Origin of the sequence: Leptospira terpstrae serovar Hualin str. LT 11-33 = ATCC 700639, from assembly GCF_000332495.1 — a bacterium.
Classification (GTDB): Bacteria; Spirochaetota; Leptospiria; order Leptospirales; family Leptospiraceae; genus Leptospira_A; species Leptospira_A terpstrae.
In genome coordinates this window covers 317,675-335,294 of the sequence record NZ_AOGW02000006.1, presented here as the reverse complement: position 1 = coordinate 335,294, position 17,620 = coordinate 317,675, and the positions used below count along the sequence as shown (strand labels likewise).

The window sequence follows — 17,620 nt, the reverse complement described above, 5'->3', positions numbered from 1 at the left end:
ATTATCGTTCATAATTTCTAAGAATATCTAATCTGATTGTGCTTAAAACCACAATCAGAGTGATTGCGGTTCCCGCAGTGAGGACTGCAGTTGCTATTGGTATCTTAACCAGAAGTAGTCCAGATAAAAGTCCGGATACAGCAGGAACCACTTGGCTTGTGATTGTATACAAACTCACAAGCCTACCTCTATATTCAGTAGTCACTTCTGATTGCAGGATTGCCACGATAAGACTGATGCTGGCCCCGGCTCCAAATCCGCTGAATAGTAAAAATAAAACAGATACCCAGACAATGGTACTAAATCCAATGCCTATAAATCCCAATCCACAAATGAATCCAGAAAGGAGGATCATCTTACCGTAACCCACCGTTTTTGCGAGTTTTAAGGAGACTCCACCACCAACTAACAAAGCAAGAGCCAGAGCTCCCAAAAAGAAGCCACGTTCCAGTTCTCCCAGTAACAAAACTCCTTTGGCATATCTAGGCATCATAACTTGAACAGGACCCATAGAACAATAGATCACTATGGAAAAAAGTAGGGTTTGTTTGAGGAGGGGATGGTTTTTTGCATAAGATACTCCACGCAAAATTCGATCCCATGCAGAGGAAGATTTTCCGAGTCCATCAGTTTTGATGCCAATGAGAAGAGACATTGCAATTAAAAAGAGAATAGCGCCCGTTTGGTGGACCATTTCCCAAGAATTGATTTTTCGGCAGAAGGCAAGGATGGGAGGAGCGGCCCCAAAACCAAGCATCACAAGAATATTAAAGACAACTGCTAACTTTACTTGGCGTTCCCCTGCAAGTCTTCCAAGTAAAGACATACGTGCAGGTGCAAGAACAGACCAACCCACACCGGCAAAGCCTGCACCTAAGAGATATAAGATAACGGATAACTCTCCTTCGATTCGAGAAGACAGATGGAGCAAACCAAGAGAAACTAAAAAGGATAAGTGAGCGCCTTGCGCCAATTTTTGTGGAGAGTAAGAATCACACCAGGCGCCGGCAAACCAACCAAGGATCAGTGGCACTCCAAAACACAAACCAAATCCTAATCCTGCTAATGCATCTGCATTCCAAACATCTTGGGCATACAAAATAACACTATAGTTTGTTAGGTGGCCTGCTAAAAATCCTAAAAAAGATGCCGATAAAAAACGAATGATTTGGCCTTGGTTATAGTTTTCTTTTGGATTCATTTTGATTGTTTGATTTCCATAAGTGTGGGTTGTCCATCTTCAATATGCCAACTAGGAAATGCTCCATTACAAGTATAAGCCTTTCCATCAGTAGCAAATTCAACATCTCTAGTAAAAGTAACTTTTCTGCTCATGGGATACACTTTCCATTCTTCCGTTTTGATATCCATTGCCATCAGGTTGTCTGAGGAAGTGCCATTCACCCAAACCAGATTTCTTTTTCGATCTACATTGAGAGAGTAAGGTGTTTCTACACCGTCAACGGCTGTGGGCAGTGGATAGAGTTTGAATTTTCCATCTTCAGGAGTGTATTTTGCAATAGAACCTTCGGGAAAGGCTGAGATCCAAATATGATTGTCTTTATCAATTCGCAATCGTCGTGGTCCTTGGAAAGGAGTTTCAATCAACTTAAAACTATCATCTTTGGGATTGATGACTCCAATGGTATCTGCATGTAAACGAGTGAACCATACATTTCCGTTAGGTGCGATATCGATACCATAAGGAAGTGGCATTCCACTCACACGTTCATCCACTGGCAATAAATGCATGGGGAATCCCCAGTTCATCAGTTTGACAATGAAACCACTGATCCACAAACTAAAACTTTCTTTCGTAGTCCTTGCGGGAAGATTGTAATTTTTGAATGTATTTTTTTTACGATCAAACATTCCTACTTGGTTTGAAAGTGCGAGTGTAAACCAAACTCTATCTTCATCATCTATACGAACCGTATGAGGATACAACCCATCAGCAAACATATGATCCGTAAATTTTTTTGTCACTGGATCAAATTCAGTGATGCGTTTTTGTAAAGAAGGTGTGATAAATATATGTCCATCGACTGGAGACTCTGCTAAGGAATGAAGGCCCACGTAGGTTTCATGTTTTTGGAAGGAACGTAACCTTCCTGGTAGTAGTCCTCCTAGTTCATCCTCTGGTTGTTTCGGAACTTTATAAACAACCGTCTTACCTGTGTTTGTATCGATTTCCCAAAGTCTATCTTGGATATTGTCACCCACATACACGAGACCTGATTTTTTATGATACAAAAGGTCATGCATCTGAGAAAAACTATCACCCATAGGCCATTCTCGAATCACTGCACCATGAAGTTCTTTCCCCCAAGGTCTGCCAGGTTGCACACGTTCAGGATGTTTCAGCAAATCTACATAAGCATGTGAAAGAATGGCTGGGAGTTTTTTTTTGGCTTTGCCATGAGGCCTTGCGCCATACCCCATCATACGATTGATGATCTCTTCCCAATCTCCTTCTGTAAAAGCTCGGCGCATAAAAAAACTACCTTGTTGGTGACAGAACCCGCATTGTTCTAAGTAAGTTTTTCTTAAATTCTTATCTTCCCCAAAATCTAAAGCGGCCACCCAACTATTGGAAGGGTACTGAGCTACTAGTGCATTCTTATCCACTACGTTTTCCATTCGAAAGGACTGACTCGATCCAGAAGGAAAACTTCGTAAGTTTTGGTCTTTGTATCCAATCTTACGCAAACGTACTATCACAGAAGGGGAGTAAGGAAAGGGAACTTGCACTCGGCCATTGGGATTGGTAAACATAGTTACTTCTGGTGTGATCGTAAAAACCAAACCTTCTGGTGGATATCCATGATCATCTCGTGGTGCCACTTGTGGTTTTTCTGCTTTGACAGTGACCATCACTAAATCTAAAGGTCTACCTTTAGCATCTTTTACTTCAATTTCAAAAGCATATAACGGAAAGTAGGTGAAAAGAATTAAAAAGAGGATTAGTTTAGTTTTCATGGTAAGGAACTCCTTTGGCTTTTAAATATAAGATAAATGTTTCTTTGGATGAGTATTTTGGAGTGTAACCAAATTCACCCTTTAGTTGTTTGTTGGATAATACAGGTCGATAACGTAAAAAATCAATTTGTTCGGGACCATATTGTGTCAGTCGAAAGATCCGTAACAGAAAAAGTGCCGATTGTAAAATCAATGCAGGTATGGCTATGTATGGTTTTCCTATCATAGAACTAATTTCTTTCAAACTTAAGGCTCCATCCCCTGCAAGATTGAATTGTCCTTCTTTATTTTCCAAAATTCCTTTGGTTATGATTTGAATCACATCCTCATCCCAAATAAATACAAAGGGACTTTTGTGGCCCAAGATCCCAAAAACAAATGGTTTACGGAACATATCAGTGATTAGGTTATTCACGGTGGCTCCTAAAATAGTTCCCGGTCTAAGAATTAATTGTTTTAACTTAGGATGATGTGTACGGTATTCGGAAAGCATTTCTTCTACTTCCTTTTTGTGTCTTGAGTATGCGAAGGCAGAATGGCCGCGAATGGGATCTGTTTCTTCAATCCAATCTCGATTTTCTTTATGATAGCCATATGCCGCGCCAGAACTTGTGATGATGATTTGTTCTGTATTTGCCTGAACTGCTCCATCTAACACATTTCTAGTGCCTTCTACATCAATTTTGTGCTGTGTTTCTTCGCTCATCCCTGGTGGCGGATTTAAGATGGATGCTAAGTGAACAATGGAATTGGGATTCCATTCTTGTATAAGATTTACCACCTCTTCTCTCTGGCTAATGTCTAAAGCTCTAAATTCTAAATTGGATGTATGATCCAAACCTTTCAGAGGTTTGATATCGGTGGTTAGAATTTTCCAATCGGGAAAGGTTTTTGTTATATGATGGATCAGGGAGGTGCCAATGTATCCAGCTCCGCCAGTGATGAATACTCTCATCTCAAACTTGAGATCCTTCGATTGGGGCAAACTTTCGCCAATACAAAACGAGAAGCAGTCCCGAAACAATATGCCAAATTCCCCAAAAGGCAGCCACCAAAGCCATGTTTGGTTCTGCTTGGAACTGTGTTAGGATTAATCCAAGGGCAAGCCCTGAGTTTTGCATACCCACTTCAATGGTAATGGCTCTTCGATTGTAAGGGTCTTGGCGAAACACTCTTGCAATTATATTTCCAATTGTTAGAGCTACTAAATTATGAAAAACAACGATTAGGAAAATATATCCCATATTGTCGACAAACACCTTCCAGTTTCCGCCAACTGCCACAACAACAAACAAAAGAAAGGCGACAGAAGAAATCTGTTTGAAAAACGGAGTGATTTTATGGGCCGCTTTTGTTGCAAAATTACCAATCGCCATTCCAAGAGCCAAAGGAAATAAAAGCAGAACCACGAGACCTTTAATGATCGCAATGTTATCAATATGAAGTTCACCGGTTCCAGAAATCATGGCATGTGTGACTGGATTCAAGTTTGCCGTGATAGTAAAGTTAAGTGGTAAAGTGATAATAGCAAAAGCACTGGAAACTGCTGTCATACTTACAGAGAGTGCTGTATTTCCATGGGCCAAATGGGTAATGATATTGGATAGGTTTCCGCCAGGACTTGCAGCAACTAACAACATACCCAACTCAATCCCAGCGGGTAAGTCGAGAACTAGTGTGATGAGTAGAGTGATCCAAGGTAAAAAAATTGTCTGACCAATGAGCCCAGCTAGAGCCGAGACCGGACGTTGTAGTACTGCTTTAAAAGCGATGAACCTAAGTTCTAAAGCAACACCGAAGATCATCAGGGCCAAAACAAGACCTAAAATGATTTGATAGTCGTTATTATAATTCATCCTCATTAATTCCTTTAGAACAAAACGTATCCAATAAAGAACACACCTTTGCTAAAAAGATGGTTCGCAGGACGTTATCTTCTTCTAAGGAAAATTAGGTTCTATCTTTTTTTGAATGAAGCGAAGGAGGATTGGAAGTTATTTCTGAACACTAACTTCTTTTCGATGGGACATTGATACAAAAAACGAAGTGGAGATCCTTACAAAATTCACAAAAGGATAGTGGTTTTATCCTTTTGTGAAAAGAGTCTTAATGAAAACTAAAAATCAAATCAAAAACCTGCCGCTGTGATGGCTGATCTCGCACAAGGGTTGTTATTCGGATCACAAGTAAACATTTTAAAAGTGAACACATCATCTGGATTAGGTCTTTGTGAGCTTGATCCAAAATTAGTACCACTGGCAAATCCTAAATCCGAACAAGACGAAGTGGATACTGCATATTTTTTGATATTAGTATTAAGAAGTCCACCAGCACCACCGGGAGGAGTGTTGAAGTATGCTGTGGGTCCCACATTTCCCCCGTTCAGTTGGAAGGTGTCATAACAAGATCCAGTAAACGATCCACCTAGATCAGCAACTTCCATCACCACCAAGGATTTGTTTCTGTCAGCAACTCCATTTAGTAAATTGTTGATTACTAATGAGGAGATATCTTCTCTGCTCTGTTCTTTGGATTGGCAATTTCCAAGAAAGATCGAAACTATCATTATAATTAACAATCGATTCATTTGGTTTAGATTCATACGGGTTCCTCTTAGTTTGGTCTGTAACTGTAAGCTTCAGGAGAAACAACTCCGGTCCAAAAGTTTGCCTGGAATTGTAGGTAAACTCTTCTATCATCAATGGGCATTGCGTTTCCAGTACTTGGATTCACATCAAATTGATTTCCAAGAACTTGGTAATAAAGTTGGGCTTTAAAATGGTGTTTGTCACCGAATAGGTTTAAACCTGCCCAATACACTCGTAAAGAGTCGGTTGGATCCACTTTCCCATTGCGATTAAAATCTCCTTGGATGTATTCATATTTTAATACTGGCATAATGTAGTATTTATCTAAAATCGGGATGTTATATCCTATAGTCCCATGATAACCAAATAAATCATTGGAAGCTGCACCACCAAATGTGGTATAGGCGCCAGATAAATAAAATCCTTTGTAAGTAAAGGTACTATCATAGGTATGCCCAATGAGTCCCATCTTTGGCCTACCCAATGTAGGAACTGAGTTTTGGACTAAAAAATTTGGATTTCCATTGGAATCTAAACTCCCACGATCCGGATTGGACCCTTGGGCTGTGAGGAGTTGAATTCCACTTGTTGTTCCGGGTGTGTATTCGGGAACATAAAGTGCTGGGGTGATTAAATTCTGTGTTTGTACATAACCCGCACCGACAGACCATTTTAGTTCTCGTTGGAAAATTTCTTCCCCTTCTTGCCAGTTCACCATCTTACCATCAGACTCCCGTTTGAGTCCACCAAACACATTCACTTGTGCACGAGCATAGTAGATAGGAGAAGTATTTACTGTTCCATATCGGTTAGCAGTAGTTAAGTCTTGGCGTCTACCTGTTCCATAATCTCCACCTCCCCCTTTCCCGTTACCTACCATTAAGGATACTTGTAAGTATCTTTCCCATTTATGATCAATTTCTTTGAGAGGAGTTGCTTGGATCATCACCCCGTTGTCAAACTGAGGAATGGCATTCACAATCATACTACGTTCTAAAGTCACAAAGTTAGCAGAGGATTGCAAATATTCTCTACTGAATTGAGTTGGCAATTGACCGAACACAAATCGTAATCCACCATAAGGAATTTTTGCATACGCAAAGGCTTCATGGATATAACCACGGTTATCCTTCATCCTAGTGTTACTTACATAAGTTGTACTGGCAGCCCTTCCATTCGCATCCAAATAATTCAATGTGTTTGTTGTCTGAACCACATCAGGTCTATTCAACATATTCTCCAAACGAAGTTGGATGTTTGCACCCCACCAATCGTTTTCGTACTGGGCACCTAACCGGAGCCTTCGAAAGTTCCAATCGACGGTATTAAAATCACGATGTCCATTATTGAAAAGTGAGTCTTCGGATCCAGAAACACCTCGAAACTGCATCCGCCCGGTGATTGTTAATTTTTCTTTTGCGGTATCATCGGGTCTGTGGGCAAAGGCATCAGGAAGGGTAGTTGTATTAGCATTGCTGAGGGGACGGTTGTATTCCACCTTCACTCGGTTCGGACCTGGTTTTGTAAAAATTTGGCCTGATTCCGTATCCTCATAGAGTTCTCGGTAAACTTTCGCTTGTGGTTCTTTTGATTCTTTTTTATGTTCTTTGGCTTCTGTGGGGTTGGTTCCCGACGGCACCTGTTCTTTCGTTTGAGGAGCTTCGGATTCTGCAGAAACTGCCCCAACAAAGAATAGAATGGCCAAGATGGCTTGGGAGATAGTCTTCATTTGTTTTGGTTACGACTGATTTGGATTTATTACAAACAGAAGGACACTTCCGTTTCAATGTTTCAGTCTAGTTACAAACGTATTGAAGTACTGTTGGGTTTCGATGACAGTATTGTTACAAATTGATTACAAGGTCAGGATTCGCCCTGTTTTTATACATTTTTTTCCCAAAATCTCGGTTTGTCATAATAGAAAGGGTATTTTATTACAAAATCATCACGAATGCAATTAGGTGGAAATGGAAGATCCTTTTGCTTTCTGGGGCAGATCCGCCTGCGACGGACCGGGCTCTACGCTCCAATCTTTCCTTCGGAAAGGATTTCCGCTGCGATCCCTTCCGCAAGGTTATGTTACAATTGAAACTGGTCGCAGATACCTTTCAATTTATCTGCGGTGTTCGAAAGATTTTTTGCCGAGGATGACATCTCTTCTGCGCCTGCAGCTGTGTTGATGGTATGTTCGTTGATTTGAGTGATGACATCAGTAATCTCTCGAACAGCTCCCCTTTGTTCATCCGCTGCGACCTTGATTTGGTCCGACTCCCCTTTGACAACACCAGAGTTTTCCAAAACCGATTGGTTGATTTCTGCTTGAGAACCCATAATACTATAAAGGGAATCCATTGCTCGGGAAACATCATTGATGTTTTTAATGATTTCTTGGATGAGGGAAGTTGATGACTGGATACTTTTAGCACCTCCATCTAGCTCCTTCGAGTTTTTGCCAATCATTTCTGAAATGGATTTGATAGAAGAGGCAGTCCGGATGGAAAGTTTGGATATCTCTTCTGCCACGACAGCAAATCCTCTACCTGCATCCCCTGCACGAGCAGCTTCAATCGCTGCATTCAATGCCAAAAGTTGTGTTTGGTCTGAGATTTCATTGATAATGGCTATGATTGCTTTCATCTCATCTGATGATTTCAATATATTGCTAATCATTTCATTCATACCAGTGAGAGACTGCTCTCCTTCTTTTGCCTGATTAGAAATCGATTTCATCCTGTTTATCGTATGGTTGATTTCATCAGCGACTTGTTTTACACTATTTGCTAACTCTTGAATTTTAATTTGAAATTGAGAGATATTATTGTGTTGGATATCGATAGAACCAGTGATGTTTTCCATACTGGCAGACATTTCTTCTACCGTTGCTGACATCTGTTCGGTGGAAGCTGCAGTTGCCTGAGCACCTCCAGAAAAACTATCTGAACTAGAAGAAAGTTGCCCCGCGCTCGATGCAAGTTCTTGTGATATAAATTGAATCTCGGAGACAATTTTTCTAAGACTTTGTAAAAAGAAATTTGTATCACCGCTGAGCTCACCAATTTCATCATCATGTGTGATTTTTAAATTTTGGCTAAGATCACCGGCAGACATTTTTTTGAAAAGATCACGTAGGCCCGAAATGGGTTTTAGTCTCTGTGTGATGAGTTTTGAAAGTGCATAAATGGAAATACTCAAAATGACAATAGCAAAGATTCCAATCTTTAACAACATATCATGAACAACACTTAGAATCTCTCCTTTCGTTGCAATGGTTGCCAATCGGATATTGTATTGCCCTAAATCGAATACAGTAGCGATTTTTTCTTTCCCGAAAAAATATTCCATATGTTCATTTGATTTTAGAGCGAGTAACTTTTTCCCCCAATCTAGTTTTTGGAGGTCTAGTTTTAAAATTAATGATTTATCAGGATGTCCAATGACTTGTCCTTCTCTATCTGTGATGGCAACAAAACCTTCCTTTCCAATTTTGACATCCTTCACTACTTCATCTGTAAGGTGGTTTAACGAAATCGCAAATGCAAAGATTGCTACAACTTGTTTTCCTTGGAATACAGGCATTGTTAGGACCGCAACAGGTTCCTGTGTGACAGGAGATCGATTCACCTTACTTAAGAGAGGTTTTCCTGAAAGTACTGCTTTTATATTTTCATTGAATCCAGTGTTCCCCCAACGAAACCCAATGGCTTTGCCTGTTGCATCGGAAAAAACAACAGGGTTCTCTTCTGCAGTGGATAAAAAAACATTTTCATAGATTCCAAATTTTTGGCTTAAATTGGCTAGGAGTGGATCAAGATACTTACGATCTTTTTTAATGCATCGTTCGGCAAATTCTGGGTTGGTGGCTATAAATTCGGCCAAAAGAAATTGTTGGTCAAAAAAATTCTGAATTTGCCTACCGGAGAGCCTAGCGACATTTTTCATTTCCCCAATGTAGGCATCTACGATGTATGTTTTACCTATGATGTAAGCAAATGAGGAGATCCCAAAGGTAAGCACCATAATTACGGCAATGCTCAGGGCGACAATCACAGTCTTAAGGCTATTGAATTTCATTTCATCCTGTCCTAACAAAAACAAATAGAATCATATGTCATGATATCTTGTTTGGATTTGTCAAACCACATATTGGGATGTAACTACTGAAATCCTCCCACTTGCAAATAAACACTTCCGGACATTTTGTTCTAGCCTTTTGGGGAGAAATACGTAAAGTCAGTTCTCTATCTGTTTTCTTTTCGGATGACTAATTTCAGTCCAGACCAAACATCGTCGACAGCGCAAACCTTAATATCAACAAGTCCTAGTTCTAAAGCAAAATCTCTGATCAAATTTTCATTCATGTCGGTAGGAAATTTGGATGATTTTTTTGGCCAAGAGATCCAGATCATCCCTGCAGGTTTGATGAACCCCATAAGTTTCGGTAATTTTAGTTGAAACTCTTTAGATGAAAGCGTAAAGAAATGAATCATATCCAATCCAGATTTTGGTTTGTCTAAAATTTGAATATTTTTAGGAAGAGTTCCCCAATCCTTCATGAAATCTTTAGAGGGAAGGTTGAGAAAATAAAGGATCATGTTTTCTTTGATCCCCAATTTATCTACGAGTGGTTTTCCTGAATATCCTGCTGTCATCAATTTCTCCCTCAAATATAAAATCTTTTAATATTATCGACAAAATACTGTTAGTTTTAAAATCCAATCAGCTTACCAAAACTTAATTAACCGAAATTTGGATACATTCTTTCTATAACTTTGATTCTTGGTACCAAAAATATAACAAAGAGAAAAAGGAATATACTGTCTTTCTAAATTATACTCGATCGGAATGTGGCTGTGATTGTTTTGAAAGTAAATCTGTAGACAACCAGTGTTGGACCGCAGGAGAAATGATTAAAATTCGTTTTCCTGGCAATGCGATTTTGAATAAAGATTTTTCAGAAGCTAGAGTAAAATTTGAAAATCCAAAAGATGTTCTATGTAATGAACCATTGAATGAGTGATTCGCCTCGTACTTCTTCGAGTTTAATCGATAACTCTAGATAGATTTCTTCTAAATTCTCCCGCTATGCGGGGGAACTAAAATACGCACTGTTCGTTCTCCTCTAAAAATGCAAATTTCTAGGATTTTTTTGAAAAATCCCGATCATTTCCTTATGTTTTGATCCGTCGATGAATACGACCAATAAAATATTGCACCTAATTGCCATTGTGGTGATTTCATTGAATTGAGGGTATTTAGTGTTAACAATTGCTGATCTTTGGAAACAAGGGAAAATCATAATCAACAGAATCAGATTTGGATTGGTTCTTTTATTTCTCCTGGCTATGATCGGTGCCAAGGACGAGTTCCAACCAAAGATGTTTGTGATCCACATGGTGGGAACTTGCACTATGGGTTTCTATTGTGCGATTGCTTATATCTTAGAAAGAAAAACAAACCCACCCACTTGGTTTCACAAGTCATTGATCTTACTTGATACATTGGTTCTTGGCGGAACCATCATCATGGACTGTACTTTAAGCTTAAAAGAAGCACAAGCGGCCCTTGCGAATGCTGTTGTTTATTTTATCTTTTTCTTCAACGCAATTTATTCAGGATTTTTAGGTGATCGAAAATTTGTTTTGTTAAATTCATTCATCGGTGCGATGACTTCGGCAATTGCTCTCTATTGTGCCGTCAACATTGCTGGAATCAAACTGTCAGTTGATCCAGAATTATCACGTCAGTTGGGGTATGTAGGTTTAGCTGGTGAAGTGATGAAACCAATTTTTATTATGATCGCAGGCTACATTGTGAGTTTGCTTGTTCAGCTGTTAACAAAAATTAGCTCCCTTGCCCAGATCAAAGCGGATGAAGCAGAACTTCTGTTAGACCAAACCAAAGAACGAAATAAAATATCTGCGAATGCGGCAGTAAAACTAGAAAGTTCCATCACCAACTTTAGTAACTTTGTTTCACAGACATCTTTGAAACTGGAATCACAAGCCGCGTCCTTAGAAGAAATTACCGCCGTCATTTCGGAACTTTCCAGTTCTTTTGAATCTAATGGATCTTCCATTGAAGAACAAAACAATAAAGTGCAAGGAATGGTTTCCGATACAGAAGTACTAAAAGAAACTGTAGACCAAATTCTTGTTCAAAGTGAACGCCTCGTAGAAATTGCAGAGATCAATAAAAAAGAAAGTATGTCTGTTACAGAAGTGGCTGACCAGACGGCAAACCACCTGGAATCCATTCAATCTTCGTTTGACCAAGTCAATGAAATCAATAATATAGTTGCTGAAATTGGTGAAAAGACAAACTTACTTGCGTTAAATGCTTCTATCGAAGCAGCAAGAGCTGGCGATGTTGGAAAAGGATTTGCCGTAGTTGCTAACGAAGTAAGTAAACTCGCGGAGTTTACAAAAAACAACGTAAAACGAATTTCCATAGTAGTCAAAAGTTCCAAAGAAATCATTGCAAATGCTAGAAATGCTTCCAAAGAAACGGGAGAATTGGCAAAATCTCAAATTGACAGATTGAACCAAACACTATTCGAAATCCAAGACATGAATCGTCTCTATATCGAACAAAGAAATACTTTATCTGCCATTTTGTTGGAGTTAGGACAAATTCGAGAACTCTCCAAACAAATTTCCGAATCGACCAAAGAACAATTACTGGGCCAGAAAGAAGCATCCAAAGGAATTGTCCAACTAGAAATGGAGGTCAACGAAATCAGCCGTGCCTCCAAAGATCTAGAAGAACATATTGAAATGATTAAATCGGAAGCCAATAAACTGGCTTCTATGAGCCAGAGTTAGTTTATAACTCCGGCCCTTAGACTCTTAACCCTCTTTTAAAAAGTTTAAGATTTCTTCCTTAACACTCTCGGTTCGCAAAATCATTTTGTGACCGAGTCCTTTGGTTGGCACTAATTTGGAATTTTTCCAAGCCTTAGAAACCGCAAGGCCCATCGAAAACGGAATTTCTACATCATCCTCATCATGAATGACTAGAAGTGAGTTGTTGAATTTAGGGCCAGCTGCTTCCAAATCCAAACTGCTTAAAGGTTGTTTTACCTTTCGCTCTAAAACTGAACGCATAGATTCTTGTTCTACTTCAGTCAGTTGGTAATAATCACTAAAACTCTTTCTTAAAATTTCTAATCGTAAGGGTGGTGCGATATAAACTAACTTACTCGCATTTACACCTAATTCTTGTGCTACGGTTGCCACAGCCCCACCAAAAGAGTGTGTAATGATAAAATTTGGATTACCTATATCGGAAACAAGTCTTCTTACCATCTTTGCTGAAAGAACAATATTGGAATACCTTCCAGAAGAATACCCATGACCAGGCAAATCAATGCCGATCACATTATAACCGTCTTCTAAAAGTGCAGGGACTATCCTTGCAAAATTGCCAGTGTTTCCATTCCAACCGTGAACCAGAAGAACGGTTTCTCCTTTTCCTTTCCAATGAAAGTATTGAATGCGGTGTTCGTTCTCTTGGAATTCCTTTTGTTCTGCCAATGCCAACACATCTAATTCTTTACGAGATGGTTTTTGTTTCTGGGTAGATAAAAAATATTGGGCAGCCACATAACCAAAAAACATAGGTTTTCTTCTGGCAAAGGCCCATTTTTCTTCCATAGGGATGGGGTAGGTTCTATTTAAAGTACGAACGATCGTGCTATTTGTATTCATTACTAATTCCTCTTTTAGTGAATCCTTCTAATCTTCATTTTGAAATCGTTTGATTAATTCGTTAAAACTTTGTTTGGTTCTTTTTTCGCAATTTTTGTCTTCTAAAAGTCTGTTGTAAAAATGAAAGCCTAAGATGAGTCCCCAAATTTCTTGCACCATCTTATCGACGTTTGTGTTCTCATCTAACTCTAAAGTATCTTTTGCATCTTGGACAAATTGTTTTAGAGTCTTTTGCCAACTGAGTTGTGTTTTTTTCAAATGGTCTCTGACGATGCCAGGTCTATCATCAAATTCAGAACTAGAAGATAAAAACAAACAACCACCGGGTAATTCAGATGTATTAGCCCAGGTCAACCACATCTGAAAGGCTGTTTTGAGTCTTTGTAATCCAGGTTTTGTTTTTAGAGCTGGATAAACTACATTTCGTCGAAAGAGTTCACTTCCGACTCTGAGCACTTCGATTTGAAGGTTTTCTTTGGAAGCAAATTTGCCAAAGAGGCCACTTTTGGACATGCCCAACTCATCGGCTAAGGTTCCAATGGTGAGTCCTTGTAAACCTTGGACACTTGCCACTTGGACTGCTTTTTCCAAAATCAATGATTTTGTATCCTCACCTTTGCTCATAAATAAAAGTACGACCGTTCGTTTTGATTTGTAAAGAACTTTTTTTAGACTGAATTCAGATTTTTTTAACTTGAGTTACTCTGAGAATGGAAACAATCGTGGCCTATGCAACAGTTCACACTTAACAAATATTTTGCCAAAAAAAGTTTCTTAAAAATCTTTGGTGGAGAAATCCGTATCTTTGATGAAACGAAAAGTAACCTTTTATTTTTTGTAAAACAGAAGGCCTTCAAATTAAAAGAAGATATTACCGTTTATGCAGATGAAACAAAAACAAAAGAACTCTTAAAAATAAAAGCTCGAAGCGTAATTGATTTTTCTGCTATTTATGATGTAATAGATGTTTCTACAAACCAAACGATAGGTGCTCTTCGAAGAAAAGGTTTTAAATCAATCTTAAAAGACGCTTGGGAAATATTGGACACAAAAGACCAAGTCATTGGTTCTATTGATGAAGACAGTGTATTCAAAGCAATACTTCGACGATTTTTAACCAATTTAATTCCCCAAACATTTTTCATTTCGCTAGGGAACAAACAAGTGGGATTACTCAAACAAACCTTTAATCCATTTGTGCCACAATTCAACATTGATTTTTCCTCTGATACTGTAAATGCCTTGGATAGGAAACTGGGGATAGCCATTGTGATCTTATTACAAATCATTGAAGGAAGACAAAACTAAAGTTAAACTTAATTTTGGAATTTGTATTGGTTAGTCTTCTTTACATTACGGGGCAAAGAGCTTAGTCGCCTGCCATCGTTAGATGGTGTTGGTCGGAGGCGGATGCACTGAACAATCCTGAAATTTTTTTTATAAGAATAGTTTCACATCGATAGATGCCTTTCAACGTCACGATATTCATCATTTTGTTTAATATATAAAGATAAATACGACAATATATCTGCTATATTGAATATTATTTCTTTAAATTAGAGGTCCTGACTTCATTCTTTCCCTAGGTGATAATTTGTTTCTGTACATTTTGTCTCTCAAGGAAATGCAATGAACAAACAAAAAAATAGAATCTACACCTTTTCCTGGACCTTTGTGGTATTTCTTAGTTTTCTAGGAACTCGCTTAGAAGCCATTGACGGCCTTACTAGAAATGCATTTAACGCACGTTACGAGGGACTTGCTGGAACCAATACAGCATTAGGTGGTTCGGCGATTGATGTGGCCCTCAATCCCGCAAACCTTTCCTTAAAAAAAGGCAAACTCTTAGAATTTGGAGCCACGAATTCAACAATTTTCACAAGATACCAAGATCGTTTTTTAGATACTAATCCTCAGTATGTTTATTCAAACGATAAAAAATCGGCCATCAATGCGCCTGCACCTTACATCGCATTTAAAACCCAAGTCACGGAAAACTTACATTACGGGATAGCTTTTTATGTTTCAGGTGGTGCCAAAGGAGGTGTCGATAAAATTACTCGAAATACTCCCACAGGACAGACGTTAAATGATTGGGGTGGTTTGAATCTACCTGCTGGGATCGGAGACAATCCTCAGGTCAAAGAATCCAATTCAAATGAGTTTGCCATTGCCAGATTAGTCAATGGAATCTCTTATGATTTTGGTAAACTTTCTGTTGGTATCAGTATTGAAGGATTGTATGGATACCAAAGATTGAACCAAAAGTATTATGATTTAACAGGAACGATAGAAGTTCCTGGAACCGGATCTTATTATGAAAGTAGTAAAAAAGCCTTTGCCCTAGGGGGAATTTTCGGATTAAACTATAAAGTAAACGATTGGTTACGAATTGCCTATTCTTACCAAGCGCACGCCTCTATACCAATGAACGGACATTATACGGTGGGAATTAACAATCCTGCTTATTACAGAACGACAGGTGTTTCCTATTTTTTCAATATGCCAGAAAAACATTCCTTGGGTTTTGCCTTCGGTGCTGAAAATTTAAAAGTTGGATTGGATTTTGTTTACACAAATTACGGATCATACTTAAGAAAAGTAACACAGAAGCTAGAAGACCCTTGGCTTGCTACACCCATTGGCAACGTGCAAGCAGGGGATGCGCAGTTGAATTTCAGAGACCAGTTTGCGGCTCTCATTGGACTGGAACACAAAGTATCAGAAAGTTGGATTTACCGATTGGGGTATAGTTACAATACCCTTCCTATCAAGAGCAATGGATTAGGCGGATCAACAGGAGGATTCTTTTCCTTACACCATGTAGTTGCTGCTGGATTTAGTTATCTCTTTGATAAATGGAGTATTGATTTTGGGATTAGCTACAACGGTCCAAGAAACAAAATCACTGGTGCCAAAGGAACAGATTGGGATTTATCCCACTACATTCGCACTGGCCCCACTTCTTTTAATGGTTTAGGATATAGTTACAATGCCGAATCTTCATTCGTAAATGTAACCTTAGGTGCTAGTCGATCATTTGATTGAATTAAAAAATTTGGATTTTAAAAACAAAAATCCTTAATTCTAACTAACTCTTTTATAGAAAGTTTCCGTTGCCTTGGCATCTTCTCCTTCTGGAGAAATGTTATAGGCAGTCAGGGAAAATTCAGATTCACTGATAAATTGAAATTCTGTTCGCCAACCCCAGAGTTTTTCGCCATACTCTGGGTTTCCATAAGAGCCTGTCACAGAAAATCCTTTTTCCGTGGATATTCCACTAGACAACATAATTTGAGATCCCATATGAAAACTATCGATCCAGGAGCTTGTAAATTTTTGATAGGGAATGTCAAAACCTACAATCATCTTTCCTACAAAAGGTTTTCCATCCAAACTACTATGATAATCGATAGAAATAAATCTCCCTTCCAACAAACTAGTGATAGATGCTTGTGCATCTGATTCATCTGCTAGAACATCTTTTTCAAACCAGGTTTTGGTTTTTCCACTCCAAAGGCCGATGAGTTTTTGTAGTTGGTTGTGTGGGCCATTCTCTAGGGACTGTTCGAATTTGTTTGTTGTCATATATGTATATCTATACCTGCTAACTTGAGCTGTTGATTTATTCTTTTCCTATTGGTGCATAACGAAGGATGATACCACCAGTAGTGAGAGGGTTTGTTTCCAATAGTTTGAGTTTTTGATAAGGAAGTCCCTCGTGAAACAGAAGTCTACCATTTCCTAAAAAAACGGGAGCCAGGCACAGACGATACTCATCAAATAACTCTGCTTTCATCAAAGACTCAGAAAGCTTACCACTCCCAAACACGAACATATTGCCATTGCCATCCTTTTTTAATTTATAAATTTCTGATACAGCATCTTTTACAATGGCAGTATTATTCCAATCGGCTGTAACAAGGGTTGAGGAACATACCACTTTGGGGATTGTGTTCATGAATTTGGCGACTTCGCCTTCCTCTTCTTTTGCATTAGTCCAGTAATCAGCCATACCTTTGTATGTAGTCGAACCAAAGACAAGCATGTCGGCAGATCTCAATTGAACGAGGCTGAATTCTTCCAGCTCTTTGCCCCAAACAAGGCCATGAAAACTCAAGTCCCAGTTTTTTGTACCCTCAAAAAAACCTTCTTGGGTGATCACATTCCACATAATCAATTTTCTCATATGATTTTCCTTCTATACGGAATTAAACAAACAAATCTATCCTATTTAAAAAACAGATTCTCCGTTTCATCAAGAGAATTATTATAAATTTTTTTGTTTATACTTGAAAAGACCAACGAAGTGAATTGGAAAATTTTATAGTTAAGATTCTTAATGCA

15 protein-coding genes are annotated in these 17,620 nt (G+C 38.7%); 3 read left to right on the top strand and 12 right to left on the bottom strand.

What is annotated here, in order from left to right; all coding sequences use genetic code 11:
- Position 1: 1 nt before the first annotated feature.
- The 8 genes from LEP1GSC203_RS03510 to LEP1GSC203_RS03475 form a co-directional block, all read right to left on the bottom strand.
- A complete protein-coding gene (locus tag LEP1GSC203_RS03510; protein ID WP_002972631.1) occupies positions 2–1,201 on the bottom strand; it encodes an MFS transporter in 1,200 nt (399 codons plus the stop codon).
- Positions 1,198–2,979, bottom strand: a complete 1,782-nt coding sequence (locus LEP1GSC203_RS03505) for a Vgb family protein (protein WP_002972599.1) — start codon at positions 2,977–2,979, stop codon at positions 1,198–1,200. Before LEP1GSC203_RS03505 ends, LEP1GSC203_RS03510 begins: the two co-directional genes overlap by 4 nt.
- Positions 2,969–3,934 carry an NAD-dependent epimerase/dehydratase family protein gene (locus LEP1GSC203_RS03500; protein ID WP_002972878.1) on the bottom strand — a complete coding sequence of 322 codons (966 nt, stop codon included), beginning with the start codon at positions 3,932–3,934 and terminating at the stop codon, positions 2,969–2,971. The genes LEP1GSC203_RS03505 and LEP1GSC203_RS03500 overlap by 11 nt, the downstream gene beginning before the upstream one ends.
- Position 3,935: 1 nt before the next feature.
- On the bottom strand, positions 3,936–4,835 hold the full coding sequence (locus LEP1GSC203_RS03495) for a bile acid:sodium symporter family protein (RefSeq protein ID WP_002972762.1): 900 nt from the start codon (positions 4,833–4,835) through the stop codon (positions 3,936–3,938).
- 272 nt (positions 4,836–5,107) lie between these two features.
- Positions 5,108–5,581, bottom strand: coding sequence for an LA_3150 family lipoprotein (locus LEP1GSC203_RS03490; RefSeq protein ID WP_002972345.1), 474 nt, complete (start codon positions 5,579–5,581; stop codon positions 5,108–5,110).
- Positions 5,582–5,592: 11 nt separating this feature from the next.
- Complete coding sequence (locus LEP1GSC203_RS03485; RefSeq protein ID WP_002972264.1) at positions 5,593–7,296, bottom strand: porin; 1,704 nt, start codon at positions 7,294–7,296, stop codon at positions 5,593–5,595.
- Positions 7,297–7,646: 350 nt separating this feature from the next.
- Complete coding sequence (locus LEP1GSC203_RS03480; protein WP_002972489.1) at positions 7,647–9,638, bottom strand: methyl-accepting chemotaxis protein; 1,992 nt, start codon at positions 9,636–9,638, stop codon at positions 7,647–7,649.
- Positions 9,639–9,805: 167 nt separating this feature from the next.
- Positions 9,806–10,216 (bottom strand): hypothetical protein, encoded by a 411-nt coding sequence (locus LEP1GSC203_RS03475; protein ID WP_002972396.1) that lies wholly within the window; start codon positions 10,214–10,216, stop codon positions 9,806–9,808.
- Between the two features lie 606 nt (positions 10,217–10,822).
- On the opposite strand from LEP1GSC203_RS03475, the gene LEP1GSC203_RS03470 reads away from it, so the two are divergent.
- Entirely contained in the window at positions 10,823–12,388 is a 1,566-nt protein-coding gene (locus LEP1GSC203_RS03470; protein ID WP_002972738.1) for a methyl-accepting chemotaxis protein, read from the top strand.
- Positions 12,389–12,412: 24 nt separating this feature from the next.
- Here LEP1GSC203_RS03470 and LEP1GSC203_RS03465 read toward each other — a convergent pair whose 3' ends face one another.
- Both LEP1GSC203_RS03465 and LEP1GSC203_RS03460 read right to left on the bottom strand, forming a co-directional pair.
- The gene (locus tag LEP1GSC203_RS03465) at positions 12,413–13,273 is read right to left on the bottom strand and encodes an alpha/beta hydrolase (RefSeq protein ID WP_002972779.1); all 861 of its coding nucleotides are present in this window, start codon (positions 13,271–13,273) and stop codon (positions 12,413–12,415) included.
- A gap of 27 nt (positions 13,274–13,300) precedes the next feature.
- Positions 13,301–13,897: a TetR/AcrR family transcriptional regulator gene (locus tag LEP1GSC203_RS03460; RefSeq protein WP_002972860.1), complete on the bottom strand. Its 597-nt coding sequence runs from the start codon at positions 13,895–13,897 to the stop codon at positions 13,301–13,303.
- A gap of 105 nt (positions 13,898–14,002) precedes the next feature.
- On the opposite strand from LEP1GSC203_RS03460, the gene LEP1GSC203_RS03455 reads away from it, so the two are divergent.
- Together LEP1GSC203_RS03455 and LEP1GSC203_RS03450 are read left to right on the top strand one after the other, a co-directional pair.
- Complete coding sequence (locus tag LEP1GSC203_RS03455; protein ID WP_002972226.1) at positions 14,003–14,581, top strand: hypothetical protein; 579 nt, start codon at positions 14,003–14,005, stop codon at positions 14,579–14,581.
- 321 nt (positions 14,582–14,902) lie between these two features.
- Positions 14,903–16,321, top strand: a complete 1,419-nt coding sequence (locus LEP1GSC203_RS03450; RefSeq protein ID WP_002972342.1) for an OmpP1/FadL family transporter — start codon at positions 14,903–14,905, stop codon at positions 16,319–16,321.
- 39 nt (positions 16,322–16,360) lie between these two features.
- On the opposite strand, the gene LEP1GSC203_RS03445 is transcribed toward LEP1GSC203_RS03450, so the two are convergent.
- Positions 16,361–16,861 carry a DUF1579 domain-containing protein gene (locus LEP1GSC203_RS03445; RefSeq protein WP_002972782.1) on the bottom strand — a complete coding sequence of 167 codons (501 nt, stop codon included), beginning with the start codon at positions 16,859–16,861 and terminating at the stop codon, positions 16,361–16,363.
- A gap of 37 nt (positions 16,862–16,898) precedes the next feature.
- Positions 16,899–17,462, bottom strand: coding sequence for a dihydrofolate reductase family protein (locus LEP1GSC203_RS03440; protein ID WP_002972864.1), 564 nt, complete (start codon positions 17,460–17,462; stop codon positions 16,899–16,901).
- Between the last annotated feature and the right edge of the window lie 158 nt (positions 17,463–17,620).